General features: G+C 60.7%; 2 protein-coding genes and 1 pseudogene. 1 reads left to right on the forward strand and 2 read right to left on the reverse strand.

What is annotated here, in order from left to right; all coding sequences use genetic code 11:
• The first annotated feature begins 201 nt into the window (after positions 1–201).
• Positions 202–876 (forward strand): NAD(P)/FAD-dependent oxidoreductase, encoded by a 675-nt coding sequence (locus tag EN750_RS32690; RefSeq protein ID WP_245482878.1) that lies wholly within the window; start codon positions 202–204, stop codon positions 874–876.
• Between the two features lie 384 nt (positions 877–1,260).
• Here the strand turns inward: EN750_RS32690 and EN750_RS32695 are convergent, their stop codons facing one another.
• Positions 1,261–1,596: a metalloregulator ArsR/SmtB family transcription factor gene (locus EN750_RS32695; protein WP_245463759.1), complete on the reverse strand. Its 336-nt coding sequence runs from the start codon at positions 1,594–1,596 to the stop codon at positions 1,261–1,263.
• Positions 1,580–1,780: pseudogene (locus EN750_RS39710) on the reverse strand (hypothetical protein); the annotation flags it as partial. The gene EN750_RS32695 and the pseudogene EN750_RS39710, both read right to left, overlap by 17 nt.

The raw sequence follows: 1,780 nt of genomic DNA on the forward strand, positions 1-1,780 counted from the left end.
TGGCGATTGTCGGCGGCGGCCCCGCAGGACTTGCGGCAGGCATGTATCTGGCGAGATTCTTGCGTTCGGTGATCTTGGTCGACGCTGGCGACGCACGAGCCAAGCTCATTCCAAAATCGCATAACTGTCCTGGCTTCCCGGACGGCGTAGGCGCGCCAGAGTTGCTCGGCCGTCTCAAAGCCCAGGCACGGTGCAGGCGTTGTGGACGGTCGTGTAGCGGGCGCCGAGAAGCGCGACGGGACCTTTCTGCTGACGACCACCTTCGGGACCATCCGAGCACAGCGCATGGTTCTTGCAACCGGGATTGTGGACAAGGCCCCGGCAATAGAAGAGCTGGAGGAGGCGGTGGCGGCCGGCACCGTCCGACCGTGTCCGGTCTGCGACGCCTACGAGCCCGTGGGCAAGCGCATCGGCGTCGTAGGCCCAGTGCATCTGGCACTCAAGGAGGCCCTGTTCTTGAAGGAGTACAGGGGTCAGGTCACCTTGCTCGCCAGCTATCCGGAGGATATTTCCGAGGACGCTCGCGGCATGGCCTCGGCAGGCGTCATCGAATCTGGGACACCGTCGAGAATCTGGTCGCTCGGGCAACCGGGTTCGACGTTGTCATGGCCGACGGTGCGCCAATGCGGGACGTGGATGTGGTGTACCCCGCAATGGGCTCTGATGTGCGCTCTGAAACTTGCCGTCGCACTCGGTGCAGGGTGTGACGCGCAAGGATATGTTCTGGTCAGCCGACACCTCGAAACGTCCACTGCGGGCCTCTATGCCATTGGAGACGTGGCTGAGGGCCTCAATCAAATTGCCGTTGCGTTTGGTCATGCCGCCACCGCAGCAAGACCTATCGACAACGCACTTCAGTCTAGGCCGGGAAGCTGACCGGCCACCCTGCCATGGGGTAGCGTCTGACCTAACGAAGGCCGGCACGGTTGCGAATTTGGGGGTGGATCACGCCGTGCCGGCCAGTGCTGGACGCCCCAGCTCAGTTACGCTACCGGCACAATAGGAATCCAGCAATTAAACCTGATGGTCTAGGTAGCCCGTCGGCCATTCCGCGATAGCGCCTCCCCTACGATCCGTCGCTGTCAAAATGTGCACTGTTGAGCGAACACGTCGTCGCGACGGGGCGCCCACGATCTGCCCCGGTTCGCGATAAGCGGCGTCAAATTTCAAACTGATACGCTGCCGTAATGCGCGGTCCAACTACTTGCAAACGAACAGTCGAACTCCCTTGCCACAGGCCATCACCAAACCGACTGGCTGTCACGGATTGAGGTCAGAAAGCATGTCGTTTTCTACCCATCTTTCCAAAAGCTGAATGAGCTTCAGAGCCCGGTCGGTGCACGAATAAAAGGTTGTGTTCCTTTCGCGTCTCTTGGCAACCAAATCAAATTTCCGCAACATGACAAGATGCTGAGAGAGAGCGGGTTGGCTCAGTCCAACCCGAAATGCCAGATCGCGGACCCGTATCTCGCCTTTGGCCATTATGAACAGAGACAGAAGTCGCTTCTCGTTGCCCATGGCCGCGAGGAGCCCGGCCGCGGATGCGGCATAACTGGGCAACTTTTCCGATCTGTCTTCCTCAGCCAGCGCCACCACTGTTGATCTCCCACAGATCCTGCACGGGAGCATTGCGCAGCTTGGGCGCGCCGCGTAGCGTCCGGACGCGAGCGTTGATGTCCGGCTTCACCCATTCGACCTCAGGCGTGACCTGCGCCGTGGGAACGCCATTCGGTGGCCCGGCCTTGGCCTTCTGCTCGCGTGTCCAGAGCCAGTTCTTGAT

Source organism: Mesorhizobium sp. M7A.F.Ca.ET.027.03.2.1 (genome assembly GCF_003999175.1).
GTDB lineage: Bacteria > Pseudomonadota > Alphaproteobacteria > Rhizobiales > Rhizobiaceae > Mesorhizobium.